Source organism: Streptomyces sp. NPDC048650, from assembly GCF_043199095.1.
In the GTDB taxonomy this organism is placed as follows: Bacteria; Actinomycetota; Actinomycetes; order Streptomycetales; family Streptomycetaceae; genus Streptomyces.
On record NZ_JBICVM010000002.1, the window covers coordinates 367486 to 383257 of the forward strand.

Annotated in this window: 15 protein-coding genes; 1 reads left to right on the forward strand and 14 read right to left on the reverse strand. The window is 71.1% G+C overall.

Translation table 11 applies throughout. The features are described 5' to 3' along the window. Positions 1–14: 14 nt before the first annotated feature. The 6 genes from carB to pyrR form a co-directional block, all read right to left on the reverse strand. Entirely contained in the window at positions 15–3326 is a 3312-nt protein-coding gene (carB, locus tag ACGFML_RS07385; protein WP_393540998.1) for a carbamoyl-phosphate synthase large subunit, read from the reverse strand. Beyond that, positions 3319–4473, reverse strand: a complete 1155-nt coding sequence (carA, locus tag ACGFML_RS07390; protein ID WP_393541000.1) for a glutamine-hydrolyzing carbamoyl-phosphate synthase small subunit — start codon at positions 4471–4473, stop codon at positions 3319–3321. Before carA ends, carB begins: the two co-directional genes overlap by 8 nt. Next, a complete protein-coding gene (locus ACGFML_RS07395; RefSeq protein ID WP_393541002.1) occupies positions 4470–5057 on the reverse strand; it encodes a hypothetical protein in 588 nt (195 codons plus the stop codon). The genes carA and ACGFML_RS07395 overlap by 4 nt, the downstream gene beginning before the upstream one ends. Beyond that, positions 5054–6340, reverse strand: a complete 1287-nt coding sequence (locus ACGFML_RS07400) for a dihydroorotase (RefSeq protein ID WP_393541004.1) — start codon at positions 6338–6340, stop codon at positions 5054–5056. The genes ACGFML_RS07395 and ACGFML_RS07400 overlap by 4 nt, the downstream gene beginning before the upstream one ends. Before the next feature lie 2 nt (positions 6341–6342). Next, complete coding sequence (locus tag ACGFML_RS07405) at positions 6343–7338, reverse strand: aspartate carbamoyltransferase catalytic subunit (protein ID WP_393541006.1); 996 nt, start codon at positions 7336–7338, stop codon at positions 6343–6345. 95 nt (positions 7339–7433) lie between these two features. Continuing rightward, positions 7434–8039: a bifunctional pyr operon transcriptional regulator/uracil phosphoribosyltransferase PyrR gene (pyrR, locus tag ACGFML_RS07410; RefSeq protein WP_393541008.1), complete on the reverse strand. Its 606-nt coding sequence runs from the start codon at positions 8037–8039 to the stop codon at positions 7434–7436. A gap of 222 nt (positions 8040–8261) precedes the next feature. On the opposite strand from pyrR, the gene bldD reads away from it, so the two are divergent. Then, the gene (bldD, locus tag ACGFML_RS07415; protein WP_030278578.1) at positions 8262–8762 is read left to right on the forward strand and encodes a transcriptional regulator BldD; all 501 of its coding nucleotides are present in this window, start codon (positions 8262–8264) and stop codon (positions 8760–8762) included. Between the two features lie 254 nt (positions 8763–9016). Here bldD and nusB read toward each other — a convergent pair whose 3' ends face one another. The 8 genes from nusB to aroC all read right to left on the reverse strand — a co-directional run bounded on the left by nusB (position 9017) and on the right by aroC (position 15772). Continuing rightward, positions 9017–9442 carry a transcription antitermination factor NusB gene (gene nusB / locus ACGFML_RS07420; RefSeq protein ID WP_393541010.1) on the reverse strand — a complete coding sequence of 142 codons (426 nt, stop codon included), beginning with the start codon at positions 9440–9442 and terminating at the stop codon, positions 9017–9019. Positions 9443–9444: 2 nt separating this feature from the next. Continuing rightward, positions 9445–10011, reverse strand: coding sequence for an elongation factor P (gene efp / locus ACGFML_RS07425; protein ID WP_393541012.1), 567 nt, complete (start codon positions 10009–10011; stop codon positions 9445–9447). A 64-nt stretch (positions 10012–10075) separates the two neighbouring features. Then, positions 10076–11182 (reverse strand): aminopeptidase P family protein, encoded by a 1107-nt coding sequence (locus ACGFML_RS07430; protein WP_393541014.1) that lies wholly within the window; start codon positions 11180–11182, stop codon positions 10076–10078. A 90-nt stretch (positions 11183–11272) separates the two neighbouring features. Further along, positions 11273–12133, reverse strand: coding sequence for a Pro-rich N-terminal domain-containing protein (locus tag ACGFML_RS07435; protein WP_393541016.1), 861 nt, complete (start codon positions 12131–12133; stop codon positions 11273–11275). A 271-nt stretch (positions 12134–12404) separates the two neighbouring features. Further along, the gene (aroQ, locus tag ACGFML_RS07440; protein ID WP_393541018.1) at positions 12405–12845 is read right to left on the reverse strand and encodes a type II 3-dehydroquinate dehydratase; all 441 of its coding nucleotides are present in this window, start codon (positions 12843–12845) and stop codon (positions 12405–12407) included. A gap of 100 nt (positions 12846–12945) precedes the next feature. Beyond that, positions 12946–14037, reverse strand: a complete 1092-nt coding sequence (gene aroB / locus ACGFML_RS07445) for a 3-dehydroquinate synthase (RefSeq protein WP_393541020.1) — start codon at positions 14035–14037, stop codon at positions 12946–12948. Further along, complete coding sequence (locus ACGFML_RS07450) at positions 14034–14591, reverse strand: shikimate kinase (protein WP_393541021.1); 558 nt, start codon at positions 14589–14591, stop codon at positions 14034–14036. Before ACGFML_RS07450 ends, aroB begins: the two co-directional genes overlap by 4 nt. Beyond that, positions 14588–15772 carry a chorismate synthase gene (gene aroC / locus ACGFML_RS07455; RefSeq protein WP_393541023.1) on the reverse strand — a complete coding sequence of 395 codons (1185 nt, stop codon included), beginning with the start codon at positions 15770–15772 and terminating at the stop codon, positions 14588–14590. Before aroC ends, ACGFML_RS07450 begins: the two co-directional genes overlap by 4 nt.

The window sequence follows — 15772 nt, forward strand, 5'->3', positions numbered from 1 at the left end:
CCCCCTCCCGGGCCTTACTCCGCGCGGGCCGCGGTGAGCTGTTGTGCGTGTTCCTGGAGCGAACGGACGCCGACGTCACCGCGGGACATGGCCTCGATGCCCTGGACGGCGGCGGCCAGTGCCTGGACCGTGGTCAGGCACGGGATGCCGCGGGCCACCGAGGCGGTACGGATGTCGTAGCCGTCGAGGCGGCCGCCGGTGCCGTACGGCGTGTTGACGATCAGGTCGACCTGGCCGTCGTGGATGAGCTGGACGATGGTCTTCTCGCCGCCCGGGCCCTCGCCCTCGGACTGCTTGCGCACCACGGTGGCGTTGATGCCGTTGCGGCGCAGCACCTCGGCGGTGCCGGAGGTGGCCAGCAGCTCGAAGCCGTGCGCGACCAGCTCACGGGCCGGGAAGATCATCGAGCGCTTGTCGCGGTTGGCGACGGAGACGAACGCGCGGCCCTTGGTGGGCAGCGCCCCGTACGCCCCGGACTGGGACTTGGCGTAGGCGGTGCCGAAGACCGAGTCGATGCCCATGACCTCGCCGGTGGAGCGCATCTCCGGGCCGAGGATGGTGTCCACGCCACGACCGGAGGCGTCCCGGAAGCGGGACCAGGGCATGACGGCCTCCTTGACGGAGATCGGCGCGTCCAGCGGCAGGGTGCCGCCGTCGCCGGTCGCCGGGAGCATGCCCTCGGCGCGGAGTTCGGCGATGCTGGCGCCCAGCGAAATCCGGGCGGCGGCCTTGGCCAGCGGCACCGCGGTGGCCTTCGAGGTGAAGGGCACGGTGCGCGAGGCGCGCGGGTTGGCCTCCAGGACGTAGAGGATGTCCCCGGCCATCGCGAACTGGATGTTGATCAGGCCGCGGACGCCGACGCCCTTGGCGATGGCCTCGGTGGAGGCGCGCAGCCGCTTGATGTCGAAGCCGCCCAGCGTGATCGGGGGCAGCGCGCAGGCCGAGTCGCCGGAGTGGATACCGGCCTCCTCGATGTGCTCCATGACGCCGCCGAGGTAGAGCTCGTGGCCGTCGTAGAGCGCGTCGACGTCGATCTCGATGGCGTCGTCGAGGAAGCGGTCGATCAGGACCGGGTGCCGGTCGATCAGGCCGGCGTGGCGGGTGAGGTACTCGCCCAGCGACGGCTCGTCGTAGACGATCTCCATGCCGCGGCCGCCCAGTACGTAGGACGGGCGGACCATGACCGGGTAGCCGATCTCGGTAGCGATCCGCTTGGCCTCGTCGAAGGAGAAGGCGGTGCCGTACTTGGGGGCGGGCAGCCCGGCCTCGGTGAGCACCCGGCCGAAGGCGCCGCGCTCCTCGGCGAGGTCGATGGCCTCGGGCGAGGTGCCGACGATCGGCACGCCGTTGTCCTTGAGCGCCTGCGCCAGGCCCAGCGGGGTCTGGCCGCCGAGCTGGACGATGACGCCGGCGACCGGGCCGGCCTGGGTCTCGGCGTGCACGATCTCGAGCACGTCCTCGAGCGTGAGCGGCTCGAAGTACAGGCGGTCGGAGGTGTCGTAGTCCGTCGAGACGGTCTCCGGGTTGCAGTTGACCATCACGGTCTCGTAGCCGGCGTCGCTGAGCGCGAACGAGGCGTGGACGCAGGAGTAGTCGAACTCGATGCCCTGGCCGATGCGGTTGGGGCCGGAGCCGAGGATGATCACGGCCGGCTTCTCGCGCGGCGCGACCTCCGTCTCCTCGTCGTAGGAGGAGTAGAAGTACGGCGTCTTCGCGGCGAACTCGGCGGCGCAGGTGTCGACCGTCTTGTAGACCGGGCGGACCCCGAGGGCGTGCCGGACCTCGCGGACGACGTCCTCGCGCAGGCCGCGGACGGACGCGATCTGGGCGTCGGAGAAGCCGTAGCGCTTTGCGTCCGCGAGGATCTCCGGGTGGAGCTTGTCGGCCGCGGCGATCTCGTCGGCGATCTCCTTGATCAGGAAGAGCTGGTCGACGAACCAGGGGTCGATCTTCGTGGCGTCGAAGACCTCCTGCGGGGTGGCGCCCGCGCGGATCGCCTGCATGACGGTGTTGATCCGGCCGTCGGTGGGGACCTGGGCCTTGACCAACAGCGCCGCCTTGTCGCCCGGCTCGCCGACGAAGTCGAACTGGCTGCCCTTCTTCTCCAGCGAGCGCAGCGCCTTGTTCAGCGCCTCGGGGAAGTTGCGGCCGATGGCCATCGCCTCGCCGACCGACTTCATGGTCGTGGTGAGCGTGGCGTCGGCGGCCGGGAACTTCTCGAAGGCGAAGCGCGGGACCTTGACGACGACGTAGTCGAGGGTCGGCTCGAAGGAGGCCGGCGTCTTCTCGGTGATGTCGTTGGGGATCTCGTCGAGGGTGTAGCCGACGGCGAGCCGGGCCGCGATCTTCGCGATCGGGAAGCCGGTGGCCTTCGACGCGAGTGCCGAGGACCGGGAGACGCGCGGGTTCATCTCGATGACGATGATGCGGCCGTCGTCGGGGTTCACGGCGAACTGGATGTTGCAGCCGCCGGTGTCGACGCCGACCTCGCGGATGATCGCGATGCCGATGTCGCGCAGGCGCTGGTACTCGCGGTCGGTGAGCGTCATGGCCGGCGCGACGGTGATCGAGTCGCCGGTGTGCACGCCCATCGGGTCGAAGTTCTCGATGGAGCAGACGACCACGACGTTGTCGTTCGTGTCGCGCATCAGCTCCAGCTCGTACTCCTTCCAGCCGAGGATGGACTCCTCCAGGAGCACCTCGGTGGTGGGAGACAGGGTCAGGCCCTGGCCGGCGATGCGGCGCAGCTCCTCCTCGTCGTGCGCGAAGCCGGAACCGGCACCGCCCATGGTGAAGGAGGGGCGGACGACGACGGGGTAGCCACCGAGCTCGTCGACGCCCGCCAGGACGTCGTCCATCGAGTGGCAGATCACGGACCGGGCGGACTCGCCGTGCCCGATCTTGGCGTTGACGGCCTCGACAACGCCCTTGAAGAGGTCGCGGTCCTCGCCCTTGTTGATCGCCTCGACGTTGGCGCCGATGAGCTCGACGCCGTACTTCTCGAGAACACCCTGCTCGTGCATGGAGATCGCGGTGTTCAGCGCGGTCTGGCCGCCCAGGGTGGGCAGGAGGGCGTCGGGCCGCTCCTTCGCGATGATCTTCTCGACGAACTCGGGGGTGATCGGCTCGACGTAGGTGGCGTCGGCGATCTCCGGGTCGGTCATGATCGTCGCCGGGTTGGAGTTCACCAGGATGACGCGCAGGCCCTCGGACTTGAGGACCCGGCATGCCTGGGTGCCGGAGTAGTCGAACTCGGCGGCCTGGCCGATGACGATCGGGCCGGAGCCGATGACCAGGACGGACTGGATATCGGTGCGCTTAGGCACGCTGGCCCTCCATCAGGGAAACGAAGCGGTCGAAGAGGTACGCGGCGTCGTGCGGACCCGCGGCGGCTTCGGGGTGGTACTGGACGCTGAAGGCCGGCTGGTCGAGGAGGTGCAGGCCCTCCACCACGTCGTCGTTGAGGCAGACGTGGGAGACCTCGGCGCGGCCGAAGGGGGTGTCGGAGACCTTGTCGAGCGGGGCGTCCACGGCGAATCCGTGGTTGTGCGCGGTGACCTCGACCTTGCCGGTCGTACGGTCCTGCACCGGCTGGTTGATGCCGCGGTGGCCGTACTTGAGCTTGTACGTGCCGAAGCCCAGCGCGCGGCCGAGGATCTGGTTGCCGAAGCAGATGCCGAACAGCGGCGTCTTCCGCTCCAGGACGCCGCGCATGACGGCGACCGGGTGCTCGGCGGTGGCCGGGTCACCGGGGCCGTTGGAGAAGAACACGCCGTCCGGGGCGACCGCGTAGACGTCCTCGACGGTGGCGGTCGCGGGCAGCACGTGCACCTCGATGCCGCGCTCGGCCATCCGATGCGGGGTCATGCCCTTGATGCCCAGGTCGATGGCGGCGACGGTGAACTTCTTCGTCCCGACGGCCGGGACGACGTACGCCTCCTTGGTGGCGACCTCCGTGGAGAGGTCCGCGCCCTTCATCTCGGGGGCCTGGCGCACCTTGGCGAGCATGGTGCCGTCGTCGGGCAGCGCGTCGCCGGAGAAGATGCCGACCCGCATCGCACCGCGCTCGCGCAGATGGCGGGTGAGCGCCCGGGTGTCGACGCCGCTGATACCGACGATGCCCTGGGCGACCAGTTCGTCGTCCAGGGAGCGCACCGAGCGCCAGTTGGACGGGATGCGGGCGGGGTCACGGACGACATAGCCGGCGACCCAGATCCGCTGCGACTCGGGGTCCTCGTCGTTCACCCCGGTGTTGCCGATGTGCGGGGCGGTCATGACGACGACCTGGCGGTGGTACGAGGGGTCGGTCAGCGTCTCCTGGTAGCCGGTCATGCCGGTGGAGAACACCGCTTCGCCGAAGGTCTCCCCCACGGCCCCGTAGGCACGGCCGCGGAAGGAGCGGCCGTCCTCCAGGACGAGTACGGCGGGGAGCCCCCTTGTGCCGTGGGCGTTACCCCTGGTGGAGGTCGTCATCGTGCGCCTTCCGTTTCGGTGTGCTCGGTGCTGCTGGTGGTGGGGCTGAGAGTGTTGAGGGCCTCGACCCAGGCGGCGTGCTCGCCCGCCCGGTCGGAGCGGAACCCGGAGTCGATCTCCTTGTCCCCGTGCGCCCAGGTGACGACGAGCAGGCCGCCCTCGGTGAGGACCTTGCCCGCGATGCCCTTGTCGAGGCGGGCGCCACGCAGGGCGGCGACGGGCACGAAGAAGTCCTGGGCGCCCGGTCGAACCACGTCCAGGCCCTGGTCGGTCAGGGTCAGCTCGGCGCGGCTGCGGGTGCCCAGGCCGTGCGCGACGATCCGGTCGAGCCACTGCCCGGCGGTGGTGGAGCCGTGGTAGCGGCCGCTGAGTGTCCGGTGCCGCTCGCCCGGGTCGTCGGGGGCGGACGGCAGCTCGGGCAGATCGCCCTGGAGCTTGCCGCGCCACTTCCAGCCCTCGCGCATCAGCCAGTAGAGGAAGATCACGAAGACCAGCAGACCGACGACCCAGCCGATCCGCGCGGCCCAGTCGGTGACCGGCGCAGACTGCTGCGCTGCGGCCAGGTGGAAGAGTTCAGGAGTCACGCCAGATTCCCGTCGACGACCGTTGCGCGGCCCCGGAGGAAGGTGTGGGTGACGCGTCCCGGCAGCTCACGGCCCTCGTAGGGGGTGTTGCGGCTGCGGGAGGCGAAGCCCGCGGGGTCCACCTCTCCACGGTAAGCGGAATCGAGCAGCGTGAGGTTGGCGGGCTCACCAGCCGAGACGGGGCGGCCGTGGCCCTGCAGGCGGCCGATGTGCGCGGGGCGGAACGACATCCGGTCGGCGACGCCGGCCCAGTCCAGCAGTCCGCTGTCGACCATCGTGTGCTGGACGACGGAGAGCGCGGTCTCCAGGCCGACCATGCCCATGGCCGCGGCGCCCCACTCGCAGTCCTTGTCCTCGTGCGGGTGCGGGGCGTGGTCGGTGGCGACGCAGTCGATGGTGCCGTCGGCGAGCGCCTCGCGCAGGGCCAGGACGTCGGCCTCGGTGCGCAGCGGCGGGTTGACCTTGTAGACGGGGTTGTAGCTGCGGACCAGTTCGTCGGTGAGCAGCAGGTGGTGCGGGGTGACCTCGGCGGTGACGTTCCAGCCCTTGGACTTGGCCCAGCGGACGATCTCGACCGAGCCCGCCGTCGACAGGTGGCAGATGTGCACCCGGGAGCCGACGTGCGCGGCGAGCAGCACGTCGCGGGCGATGATCGACTCCTCGGCGACCGCGGGCCAGCCGCCCAGTCCCAGCTCGGCGGAGACGATGCCCTCGTTCATCTGGGCGCCCTCGGTGAGCCGGGGCTCCTGGGCGTGCTGGGCGACGACGCCGTCGAAGGCCTTCACGTACTCCAGGGCGCGCCGCATGATCACGGCGTCGTCGACGCACTTGCCGTCGTCGGAGAAGACCCGCACCCCGGCCGCGGAGTCGTGCATCGCGCCGAGCTCGGCGAGCTTCTTGCCCTCCAGGCCGACCGTCACCGCGCCGATCGGCTGGACGTCGCAGTAGCCGGACTCCTTGCCCAGCCGCCAGACCTGCTCGACGACGCCCGCGGTGTCGGCGACGGGGAAGGTGTTGGCCATGGCGTGCACGGCGGTGAAACCGCCGACGGCGGCAGCCTTGGTGCCGGTCAGCACGGTCTCGGAGTCCTCGCGGCCCGGCTCGCGCAGATGGGTGTGCAGGTCCACCAGGCCGGGCAGCAGGATCTTGCCGTCGGCCTCGATCACCTGCGCGCCCTCGGCGCTCAGCCCGGCACCCACCTCGGCGATGGTCTCGCCCTCGATCAGCACGTCCTGCGGCTCGCCGCCGAGGACCTTCGCGCCGCGGATAAGGATCTTGCTCATGGTTACTTGGTCTCCTCGGAACGGGTGCTGGTGCCGTTGCCGGCGGTGAGGGCGGGTTCGTTGCCGCCCAGAAGCAGGTAGAGGACGGCCATCCGGATGCTGACACCGTTGGCGACCTGTTCGACGGCGGTGCAGCGCGGCGAGTCGGCGACCTCGGCGGTGATCTCCATACCGCGGTTCATCGGGCCGGGGTGCATCACGATCGCGTGCTCGGGCATCCGGGCCATCCGCTCGCCGTCGAGGCCGTAGCGCCGCGCGTACTCGCGCTCGGTCGGGAAGAACGCCGCGTTCATCCGCTCGCGCTGGACGCGCAGCATCATCACCGCGTCGGACTTGGCGAGCACGGCGTCGAGGTCGTACGAGACCTCGCACGGCCACTTCTCCACGCCGATCGGCACCAGGGTCGGCGGCGCCACCAGGGTGACCTCGGCGCCGAGGGTGGTCAGCAGATGGACGTTGGAGCGGGCGACGCGGCTGTGCAGGATGTCGCCGACGACGGTGATCCGGCGGCCGGCGAGGTCCCGGCCCAGACCGGCGTCGAGACCCACGAGGCGGCGGCGCATCGTGAACGCGTCCAGCAGCGCCTGGGTGGGGTGCTCGTGGGTGCCGTCACCGGCGTTGACCACCGAGCCGCCGATCCAGCCGGAGGTGGCCAGGCGGTGCGGGGCACCCGAGTCGTGGTGGCGGATGACGACGGCGTCCGCGCCCATCGCCTCCAGGGTGAGCGCGGTGTCCTTGAGCGACTCGCCCTTGGAGACCGAGGAGCCCTTGGCGGAGAAGTTGATGACGTCGGCGGAGAGCCGCTTCGCCGCGGCCTCGAAGGAGATTCGCGTGCGGGTCGAGTCCTCGAAGAAGAGGTTGACGACGGTGCGCCCGCGCAGGGTGGGAAGTTTCTTGATCGGCCGGTCGGCGACCCGGGCCATCTCCTCGGCGGTGTCGAGGATCAGGACGGCGTCGTCGCGCGTGAGGTCGGCGGCCGAGATGAGGTGACGCTTCATCCGGTTTTCTCCGTGGGTGAAGGAGGAGGTGGTACGGGGCGTCCGTCGAGCGGGCATGCCTGCGGGCCCGGGGTCACCGGGTCCGCGCGCGGTGTCTAGCGCTCGCCGGCCGGGGCGGTCCGCTTGACGCCGAGCAGCACGGCGTCCCGGCCGTCCTCCTCGGTGAGCTGGACCTTGACCGTCTCCCGCAGCGACGTGGGGAGGTTCTTGCCGACGTAGTCGGCGCGGATCGGCAGTTCTCGGTGGCCGCGGTCGACCAGGACCGCCAGCTGCACGGCTCGCGGCCGCCCGATGTCGCCCAGGGCGTCCAGCGCGGCGCGGATCGTGCGTCCGGAGAAGAGGACGTCGTCGACGAGCAGGACGACCCGGCCCTCGATGCCGTCGGCCGGGATCTCCGTGCGGGCGAGCGTCCGGGCGGGGCCCAGACGGAGGTCGTCGCGGTACATGGTGATGTCCAGCGAGCCGACCGGCACCGAACGGCCGGTGATCTCCTCGAGCTTTGCGGCCAGCCGCCGGGCGAGAAAGACACCGCGGGTGGGAATTCCCAGCAGCACCACATCGTCCGCGCCCTTGGCGCGCTCAACGATTTCGTGGGCGATTCGGGTGAGCATCCGGGCGATGTCCGGGCCTTCGAGCACCGGGCGCGCGGGAAGCTGATCGGGTACATCGGAAGCGTGTACGCCGGAAGTGCTTGCGTCCATACGAAACGGACCCCCTTCTCCGCCTCACGGGACGGACTTTAAAGGACGTCGAAATTACGTTCCTCAGGCTATCAGGGTGCCTTTGCCGGTCCACATGCACCCCCGACGGGCGATGCTCAGGCCCATTCGGCTTGACGAAGTCAGATTACGCTGCGTAACCTCACAGTGAGTTACCAGCCACGCGGCGGAGCCGCATGTCGATACAGCCGTCTGGGGAGCTTTATGTCCAGCGAATACGCCAAACAGCTCGGGGCCAAGCTTCGCGCCATCCGTACCCAGCAGGGCCTCTCTCTCCACGGTGTCGAGGAGAAGTCCCAGGGTCGCTGGAAGGCCGTGGTGGTGGGCTCGTACGAGCGCGGCGACCGTGCCGTGACCGTCCAGCGCCTCGCCGAGCTCGCGGACTTCTACGGTGTGCCCGTCCAGGAGCTCCTGCCGGGCACGACGCCTGGCGGTGCCGCCGAGCCGCCGCCGAAGCTGGTGCTGGACCTGGAGCGTCTCGCCCATGTCCCGCAGGAGAAGGCCGGCCCGCTGCAGCGCTACGCCGCCACGATCCAGAGTCAGCGCGGTGACTACAACGGCAAGGTGCTCTCCATCCGCCAGGACGACCTGCGCACCCTCGCAGTGATCTACGACCAGTCGCCCTCGGTGCTCACCGAGCAGCTGATCAGCTGGGGCGTGCTGGACGCGGACGCGCGCCGCGCGGTGGCCCACGACGACCTCTGACGCCGGTCACCATCTGCAGAAACGTACCGCCGCCCCGGGAGTGCCCGGGGCGGCGGCTTTGCTGTGACCGGGCGAACCGGGGTGGGGCCGGTCACGACGGCCGCCCGCCCTGCCGGAAGGACGAACGGGACGCAGCGGGCGACCGAGGGACGGATGGCACGGCGCCAGGCGGCGTTCTACGGACACGGGACGGGCCCGGAGCAATCTGCATCGCTCCGGGCCCGTTCGTCTGCTCAGTCGTCCGCCTGGCGCGTCTAGCGCCGCAGGCTCGCCTTCAGCTCCTTGAAGCGGCCGAGGAGGCCATTGACGAAGGCCGGGGAGTCGTCGGTGGAGAACTCCCTGGCGAGCTGTACCGCTTCGTCGATCGCCACCGCATCCGGCGTGTCGTCCACCCAGATCAGCTCGTAGGCGCCGAGCCGCAGGATGTTGCGGTCGACGACCGGCATCCGGTCCAGCTCCCACTCGACGGAGTAGGTGGAGATCAGTTCGTCGATGCGAGGGGCGTGCTCCGCGTACCCCTCGACCAGCTCCAGGGTGTACTCGTTCAGCGGCGGCTGCCGGGAATCGGTCCGGGCGTGACGCATCCAGTCCGCGAGCACGGACTGCACGTCGGCGCCGCGCTGATCGGCCTCGAAGAGGATCTGGAAGGCGCGCTTGCGGGCCTTGTTGCGGGCGGCCACGGTTAGCTGTTCACCCGGCCGAGGTAGTCGCTCGTGCGGGTGTCGACCTTGATCTTCTCGCCGGTGGTGATGAAGAGCGGGACCTGGATCTGGTAGCCGGTCTCCAGCGTGGCCGGCTTGGTGCCACCGGTGGAGCGGTCGCCCTGGACGCCCGGCTCGGTCTCCGCGATGACCAGCTCGACGGCGGCCGGCAGCTCGACGAAGAGCACCTCGCCCTCGTGCTGAGCGACGGTGGCCTCGAAGCCCTCGAGGAGGAAGTTCGCGGCGTCACCGACGGCCTTGCGGTCGACCATCAGCTGGTCGTAGGTGTCCATGTCCATGAAGACGAAGTACTCGCCGTCCATGTACGAGAACTGCATCGTGCGCTTGTCGACGGTGGCCGTCTCGACCTTCACGCCGGCGTTGAAGGTCTTGTCCACCACCTTGCCGGACAGCACGTTCTTGAGCTTGGTGCGGACGAAGGCCGGGCCCTTGCCGGGCTTGACGTGCTGGAACTCGACGACGGACCAGAGCTGGCCGCCGTCGAGCTTGAGCACCATGCCGTTCTTGAGGTCGTTCGTGGATGCCACGGTTGCGGAATCTCCTGGACTGCAGGTGGTGGGACCCAGGAGCCGCACGGCAAGCCACTACGGCTCAGAGTGCGAGCAGCTCCTTGGTCGTGATCGTGAGTAGCTCGGGCCCGCCGTCCGCCTCTGGACGGACGACGAGTGTGTCGTCGATCCGGACGCCCCCGCGGCCGGGGAGGTGAACCCCCGGTTCGACGGTGACCGGCACGCAAGCGTCCAGTTTACCCATGGCGGCAGGCGACAGCTGAGGGTCCTCGTCGATTTCGAGTCCCACGCCGTGCCCGGTCCATGGCCCGAGCCGCTCTCCATGGCCCGCGGCGACCAGTACCTGGCGGGTCCTGCGGTCCACCTCGCGGCACTCCACACCCGGCGCCAGGGCCTCGCGGCCCGCCCGCTGGGCAGCGAAAACGAGATCGTAGAGGTCGATCTGCCAGTCTGCGGGGGTGGTGCCGATGACGAAGGTCCGGCCGATCTCGCAGCGGTAGCCACGGTAGTTGGCGCCCAGGCTCACGGTCAGGAAGTCGCCCTCCTCGACCCGGCGGTCGGTGGGCAGATGTCCGAAGCGGCCGGAGTTCTGACCCGTCGCCACGGAGGTGGGGAAGGCCGGGCCGTCGGCGCCGTGATCGACCAGGCGGCGCTCCAGCTCCAGGGCCAGGTGCCGCTCGGTGCGGCCGACCAGGATCGATTCGAGGAGTTCGCCCAGCGCCTGGTCGGTGATCTCCGCGGCGATCCGCAGACAGGCGATCTCCTCGTCGTCCTTGACCAGGCGCAGCGCCTCCACGGCGCAGCCCAGGTCGGCGAGCCGCATCCGGGGCGCGACGTGGGACAGCGCGCGATGGCGGGCGACGGTGAGGTGATGCTCCTCGACCGCCAGGATGTCGGCGCCGGCCTTCGCGGCGAGGTCGGCGCCCGCCACGACGGGGTCACCGCCGCGGGTGGGCAGGACCGACACGCGGACGTCCTCGGCGGGCCGCCCCTCCGACGGGTCACCGCTCAGCGCGACACCGCACACCAGGATGTCGTCGGCCGGGCCCAGGAGCAGGGCCGCGCCGGGTGGGGCGCAGCCGGTGAGGTAGCGGACGTTCGCGGGGCGCGAGATCAGGGCGGCCGTGCTTCCGGTTGCGGCGCAGCGGTCACGCAGCCGCGTGCGTCGTACCGCGTACAACTCGGACATATCCCGAGCCTACGGCCGGGTCGCGCGGGCGGCCGGTCGAGCGGGGCCGCCTGGGGGACACCGGCCTCGGAAGGGCCCACGGGGGGCCGTTCACCAGCTGGGCGGGCTCGCGATGCTGCGGGCGACGACATCGTCCAGCACCCGCACCGTGGTGGCGACGTCGTGCTGGGAGTTGTCGATGATCGGCAGCCCGGAGCCGTACCAGCCGGCCATCCGCCCGTGGATCCTGGCGACCTCTTCGTCCGAGAGCCGGCGGTTGCCGCTGCGCCGGGCGTTGCGCTCCAGGACGATCTCCAGCCCGGGCAGCAGCACGACCGGCAGCAGGCCGGGGCCCACATGCCGCTTCCAGCCGCCGAGGCCGACGACCGGGCGGTCCGGGAAGACCGCGTCGTCGAGGATGCAGGAAATGCCGTTGGCCAGAAAATTGCGGGCCGCGAAGCCGCAGGTGCGGCGGGCGAGGCGGTACTGGGCCTCGGAGTTGTCGTTCCACCCCTTTTGCGGGTCGGCGAAACCGGAGCGCACCCACTCCCGCACGTCGTCGAGGCTGATGTGCGCGGTCGGCACCCGGCGCGAGTCGGCCCAGTGGCGGGCGACGCTGGTCTTGCCCGCGCCGGCCGGGCCGATGAGGAGTACCGCGACGGTGGCGTGCGCGGCGTCCTGGGCGCTGGTGTCGGCGGGCGGCTCGGGGAGCGCCACCGGGGCTCCCGGGGGCAGCCGGAGGTGGCCGGTGATGTCCGTGGAGTGCGGCGTGGGCGCATCTTGATACGGCGCGGGGGCGGTCCAGCCCGGCCCCTGTGCGGGCGGGCCGGCGGGGGGAGGCGGCGCCGAGGGGGACGGCGGCGAGGCGGGCGGTATGGGCTGACCCGGGTTGGGGGTCCAGTTCATGGTGGCCCCCGTTCCTGCTTCCGGCCGGCGGGGCGGCGGCAGCGGAGCCCCCACTGCGTACGGCATCCGGTGGCTCTCCGTCTCGTGCGGTCGACGTGTGCGGTGCTCCCCCGGCTCACGCCGGGTGGTGGGGGCGCCCCCAGGCGCCGGGCGGTCGGCCCGGTGCTTCGTGCGGTAACCCAGCGGCCCCGGCGGGCCGTTGTGCCCCACAGCCGTCGGCGTGGGTGGTGCTGGTGCGAACGGTACCCTCCCGACTGCCGCCGGGTGGTGATGCTCCCCACCCCCGGCGCTCGTCACAGGAACGGCCGGGGGTGGCGGAGAGTGCCCGAAAAGCGCGTCAGTCGCCGAGTTCCTCGGCCAAGGCGCGCAGCGCGAGGCGGTACGAACCGATGCCGAAGCCGGCGACCGTACCGCTGGCGACGGCCGCGATCACCGAATTGTGCCGGAACTCCTCGCGGGCGTACGGGTTCGAGATGTGCACCTCGATGAGGGGGGCGGTGCGCTGAGCGGCCGCGTCCCGCATGCCGTACGAATAGTGCGTGAAGGCACCGGGGTTGACGACGACGGGCAGGGAGCCGTCCGCGGCCTCGTGCAGCCAGCGGATCATCTCCCCCTCGTCGTTCGTCTCGCGGACCTCGACCTCGAACCCCAGCTCCTTGCCGAGCGCGGTGCACTGCTCGACCAGACCGGTGTAGGAGGTGGCGCCGTAGACATCGGGCTCGCGGGAGCCGAGGCGCCCGAGGTTGGGTCCGTTCAGTACGAGAACGCGCCGGCTCATGCCCATCCCTCGCTCCGCTCGGCCCGGCCTTCGCCAGGGACGTACCCCGTGGCGCTTCTTCCCCGGCCTTCGGTCGGGGGGACCACCGTGCTTCGCTCGTTCACTCGGCGATCTCCGCGTGCGCGGCGAGCAGCATGGCCGGGTCCGGGCCCTCCAGGACGGTGGGCTTGGCGAGGCCGTCGAGGACGATGAAGCGCAGCCGGTCGCCGCGGGACTTCTTGTCGACCTTCATGGTCTCCAGCAGCTTGGGCCACTGGTCGCCGCGGTAGGTCAGCGGCAGTCCGACGGACTCCAGGACGGCGCGGTGCCGGTCGGCGGTGGCGTCGTCCAGGCGGCCGGCGATCCGGCCGAGCTCGGCGGCGAAGACCATGCCGACCGAAACGGCCGCTCCGTGCCGCCAGTTGTAGCGTTCGTTCTTCTCGATGGCGTGCGCCAGGGTGTGCCCGTAGTTGAGGATCTCCCGCAGGCCGGACTCCTTGAGGTCCGCGGAGACCACCTCGGCCTTGACCCGGATCGCCCGCTCGATCAGCTCGGCGGTGTGTGCGCCGTCCGGACGCCTGGCCGCCTCCGGGTCGGACTCGATCAGCTCCAGGATCGCCGGATCGGCGATGAAACCGGCCTTGATGACCTCGGCCAGCCCGGAGACGTAGTCGTGCACCGGGAGGGAATCCAGGGCGGCGAGGTCGCACAGGACCCCGGCCGGGGGGTGGAAGGCGCCGACGAGGTTCTTGCCCTCGGCGGTGTTGATGCCGGTCTTGCCGCCGACCGCCGCGTCCACCATGCCCAGGACCGTGGTCGGCACCGCGACCCAGCGCACCCCGCGCAGCCAGGTGGCGGCGACGAAACCGGCCAGGTCGGTGGTGGCGCCGCCGCCGACGCCCACGATCACGTCGGTGCGGGTGAAGCCGGTCTGGCCCAGGGCCTTCCAGCAGTACGCGGCGACCTCTACGGTCTTGGACTCCTCGGCGTTCGGCAGCTGGACGGCGATCGCCTCGTAGCCCTGCGAGGCGAGGTCCTCGCGCAGTGCCTCACCGGTGGTGGCCAGCGCCTCCGGGTGCAGCACCGCGACCCGCTTGGCGCCGTCCCCGATCAGTCCGGGGAGTTCGCCGAGCAACTGCCGTCCGACGAGCACCTCGTACGGGTCGGTGCCCGCCGTACCGCCGACCTGGATACGGGTGGCCTGCTCCGTCATGCCTGTTCCTCCCTGTGGGCGGGCCGTGGGGCGTCCGCCCCGGCCCGCCGTAGCTCCAACGCGTCCAGGATCGCCTCGACGACGTCCTCGGGGGTGCACTCCCCGGTGTCGATCACGGCGCGCGCGACCTCGGTGTACAGCGGACGGCGGCGGTCCATCAGCTCGCGCCACTGCTTGCGCGGATTGACGGCCAGCAGCGGGCGGGGCGCGTCCAGACCGACCCGCTTGACGGCGTCGGCGAGCTGAACGTCCAGGAAGATCACCGGCAGGCCGGTCAGCAGCTTCCGGGTGGAGTCGTCCAGGATCGCGCCGCCGCCCAGCGAGAGCACGCCCGCATGGCCTTCGAGGGCGTCCCGTACGGCTTCCCGCTCCAGCTCCCGGAAGTGCGGTTCGCCCTGGTCGATGAAGATCTCCGCGATCGGCCGGCCGGCCGTGGCGACGATGTCCGCGTCGGTGTCGCGGTAGCGCACGCCGAGCCGCTCGGCGAGCAGCGCGCCCACCGTGGACTTGCCCGCACCGGGCGGGCCGATGAGTACGACCGCCGGCGACGTCACTTGATCGCCAGGTTGTCGAGGTAGCTGCGGACGTTGCGGCGGGTCTCGGGGACGCTGTCGCCGCCGAACTTCTCCACCACGGCGTCGGCCAGGACCAGCGCGACCATCGCCTCGGCCACGATGCCCGCGGCCGGCACGGCGCAGACGTCCGAGCGCTGATGGTGTGCCTGGGCCGCCTCGCCGGTGGCCACGTCGATGGTCGCCAGCGCCCGCGGCACGGTCGCGATCGGCTTCATCGCGGCCCGCACCCGCAGGAGTTCACCGGTGGTCAGCCCGCCCTCGGTGCCGCCGGAACGGCCGGAGGTGCGCCGGACGCCCCCTTCGGTGGCGACGATCTCGTCGTGCGCCTTCGACCCCGGCACCCGGGCCAGGTCGAAGCCGTCGCCGACCTCGACGCCCTTGATGGCCTGGATGCCCATGAGGGCGCCGGCCAGCCGGGCGTCCAGTCGGCGGTCCCAGTGGACGTGCGAGCCGAGGCCCACCGGCACGCCGTATGCCAGGACCTCGACCACGCCGCCGAGGGTGTCGCCGTCCTTGTGGGCCTGGTCGATCTCGGCGACCATCGCCTTGCTCGCATCCGCGTCCAGGCAGCGCACCGGGTCCGCGTCCAGCTGCTCGACGTCGGAGGGCTCGGGGTAGACGCCGTACGGGGCCTTCGCCGCGGCCAGCTCCACGACATGCGAGACGATCTCGATGCCGGCCGTCTCCTTGAGGAAGGAACGGGCGACCGCGCCCAGGGCGACCCGGGCGGCGGTCTCACGGGCGGAGGCGCGCTCCAGGATCGGGCGGGCCTCGTCGAAGCCGTACTTCTGCATGCCGGCGAGGTCGGCGTGGCCGGGGCGGGGGCGGGTCAGCGGTGCGTTGCGGGCCAACTCGGCCAGCACCGCGGGGTCGACCGGGTCGGCCGCCATGACCTGTTCCCACTTGGGCCACTCTGTGTTGCCGACCATGACGGCCACCGGCGAGCCGAGCGACAGACCGTGCCGCACACCGCCCAGGAAGGTGATCTCGTCCCGCTCGAACTTCATCCGGGCACCGCGGCCATAGCCGAGCCGGCGCCTCGCCAGTGCGTCCGCCACCAGCTCGGTGGTGATCGGAACTCCGGCCGGAAGGCCCTCCAACGTCGCCACGAGTGCGGGGCCGTGCGACTCCCCCGCCGTCAGCCAGCGCAACCTGCTCAA